Source organism: Microcoleus sp. S36b_A4 (assembly GCF_036700645.1).
Taxonomy (GTDB): domain Bacteria; phylum Cyanobacteriota; class Cyanobacteriia; order Cyanobacteriales; family Microcoleaceae; genus Microcoleus.
The window spans coordinates 1-2,616 of the sequence record NZ_JAUBPI010000197.1 but is presented as its reverse complement, the minus strand read 5'-3'; the positions used below and the strand labels follow the sequence as shown (position 1 = coordinate 2,616).

Sequence of the window (2,616 nt, the reverse complement as noted above, 5' to 3'; positions counted from 1 at the left end):
AGTTTCCCACGATCCCAGACCCATGCAAATACTACCCTTGACAATTTCCCTTTTTCCTTAACTTGTCACCAATGGGGAATACTGTAGCAGTTGCGAGGCTACCTGGAAGTTATTTGCGATCGCCCACAAGTGCAGACAGACCTACAGTTAGACTGGTTAAGAGTTTTGCTGCGTAAGTAGAGGAAATAGTACAATCGCGATGATGACCCCAAGTCCAAGAAGGCGATCGTCTAAAAATAGTGGCGATCGACTCAAATTGTCGCAACTGAGAGTAAAATTGAATATCTACTTTCCATAGAGCAACGTCGCTTTGAGCCAGATTCAAATCTTAAACTTACAAAGCCTTAGCAAGGGACTCCCTGCGATTACACCTGCCTTTGGAGCGGCGATCGCAGAAGCAGGTGCGATTTGTCTAATCGATGAAGCTCACCAACCAGGAGTAACACTTAAAGTTGAGGGAGAATTTTCTGCCACATTCAAGTTAGATTGGCAGCCAGTCACCGAGCAAACCCGACGATGTTGGAATGACGAAGAATATACTACCGAGCAGGCTGCTTATGGAATCGCATTCCTGTTAATTTTGCAATTAACAAATCTCACAGTCATTGAACGCTCTCGCAAAGGAACTGGATTTGACTATTGGTTAGGAAGTCAAAATTCAGCTACCACACTGCCATTTGAGCGAATGGCTCGGCTAGAGGTTTCTGGAATTCGCAAAGGCAATCAAAGTCAAATCAATACTAGAGTCAAGCTGAAAACTCAACAAACCCGCGCCTCAGACGCAGAAGGCTTGCCAGCGTATATCATTGTAGTAGAGTTGGGCCGACCGATTTCTATTATTAGTGCCAAGCAAAATCCTGAAGGAACCGTACTCCAATGAGCCAGATTCAATCGCTCCACAAACAAGCAATGGATTTAGCCGAAGCAGCGGCAGTTGCCCGCTTAAGAGGTGCGTTGGAGTTGGCTGCACAATTGACGCGCCAAGCCTTTGAACAAGAAACTCAGGCCGCAGCCTTAATCGCTAGCGCCCTTGATGCTGAACCCACTCGTTCTGTGCTTCACCGCAGCGCAGCATCTTTAGCGATTGAATGTGGCGAATTACGAATGGCAGAACGTCTAATTGCAACTGCGTTATCTGGCAATCCCCCGGCAGAGATTGCTGAAGAGCTCAAAGATTTATTCATCCAGATTAACTTGAGCCAATATCTGAAACGTCAAGGAATCCACATCGACATTAAGGAACTGCGAGGACTGGTAAATCAATAGCACTCGTCGAGGGACTAGAAACAGGTTATGGCCTTGAGTTCTTCGATTTGTTGGGAAACATTGTAGCAGTTGCCACGCTACCTGGAAGTTATTTGCGATCGCCCACAAGTGCAGACATACGTACAGTCATGATATTGTCCGAAGGCGATCGCCCCTAAAATATTTACAAAACTAAATCTGGTATGCGCTCTATATCTAGCTGTTAAAATAGACAAACCTGAGCGTTAAAATCGCAAATGTATGACAGCGTTCCTACACACTATGCAATGGAATATCTAACTTTTAGAGAAGGCGATGGAGAGGACATACAGGCGATCGTCAATATTCACAATTCTCATGCGCGCGGTCAAAATACGTCGATCGAGCGCGGCTTTTTGCTAACACAAATTACTGAAGATGAGATTGTCCAAAGCTTAAATAATTCATGCAGATATTTTGTTGTCGCTAAAACCGATGGGAAAATTGTGGGATTTGTGGCTATATCACAACCCAAAATATCTGATGAAATCTTGGATAAAATTATCTGGAAAGATGAGGTTTTTAAGAAAAGAGTCACCAGCGATCGGCATTTTTATCTCGAAAGAGTAGCAACAAAGTTAGATTGGATGGGTAGAGGTGTTGCTCAATTTATGTATAAAGAAATTTATCAATTTTTTCCAAATTCATTTATTTCGCTGTTTATTGTTACCCAGCCAATAGCTAATACTCGTTCCCTAATGTTTCACCAAAAACAGGGATTTGAACAAATAGGAACTTTGCAAGTTGACCGATTTCTCGATCTAGAAAATTATGAATGTATTGTGATGTTTAAAGAAACTTGAATTTATCATGAGTGGGTCTCCCAACAGAAGCCGAATTCAATCCAGCCTAACAGGAATTACTAGAAGCGAGGGAACTGTTATCTCCGCGAATTGCAATCTCAAATAAGCTCGATATAACTCCCCTGGCGGCTGCGATAAGCTGTTGTGCATTTAATTTTTAGGTTGAGGGCGGGCAGGATGCCCACCCCATAAGGAATGAAAAATAAATAAGGTGACTAATAGAGCAAGAGTTTACCTTGGATCAAGGCTTCTGGGGTTTAATTGTGCAAGTTATTAATTTTTCATTCCTAAGAGGAAAAATTTATTTTAGTATGCAATTTAAATGCGGATTAGCTTACTTCGCCTCCCCGCAGTAAAACTATTTTTCCCAAACAAAAAGCGCCCCTATTTCTAGGAGCGCTTTTTGTTAATCTCAGACTAAAACTTAGCCATTGATAGAAGGAGCAACCAAAGCTACTGGGGTGACTTCACTAGCAGCCAAATCAAGCGGGAAGTTGTGAGCATTGCGCTCGTGCATTACTTCCATACC

At 42.8% G+C, this 2,616-nt stretch carries 5 protein-coding genes; 3 read left to right on the top strand and 2 right to left on the bottom strand.

The genetic code is table 11. From position 1 onward, the window contains the following. Positions 1-109: 109 nt before the first annotated feature. The gene (locus tag QUA03_RS28700) at positions 110-325 is read right to left on the bottom strand and encodes a hypothetical protein (protein ID WP_333217092.1); all 216 of its coding nucleotides are present in this window, start codon (positions 323-325) and stop codon (positions 110-112) included. Here QUA03_RS28700 and QUA03_RS28695 point away from each other — a divergent pair. From QUA03_RS28695 to QUA03_RS28685, 3 genes are all read left to right on the top strand, one after another. After that, the gene (locus QUA03_RS28695) at positions 311-880 is read left to right on the top strand and encodes a hypothetical protein (protein WP_333217091.1); all 570 of its coding nucleotides are present in this window, start codon (positions 311-313) and stop codon (positions 878-880) included. The two genes, QUA03_RS28700 and QUA03_RS28695, sit on opposite strands and share 15 nt — an antisense overlap. Next, positions 877-1,266 carry a hypothetical protein gene (locus QUA03_RS28690; RefSeq protein ID WP_333154503.1) on the top strand — a complete coding sequence of 130 codons (390 nt, stop codon included), beginning with the start codon at positions 877-879 and terminating at the stop codon, positions 1,264-1,266. Before QUA03_RS28695 ends, QUA03_RS28690 begins: the two co-directional genes overlap by 4 nt. A 236-nt stretch (positions 1,267-1,502) precedes the next feature. Continuing rightward, entirely contained in the window at positions 1,503-2,087 is a 585-nt protein-coding gene (locus QUA03_RS28685; RefSeq protein ID WP_333217089.1) for a GNAT family N-acetyltransferase, read from the top strand. 424 nt (positions 2,088-2,511) lie between these two features. On the opposite strand, the gene QUA03_RS28680 is transcribed toward QUA03_RS28685, so the two are convergent. Continuing rightward, positions 2,512-2,616, bottom strand: a 105-nt coding sequence (locus QUA03_RS28680) for a photosystem II protein D1 (protein ID WP_333217094.1), incomplete at its 5' end; no start/stop codon positions are given.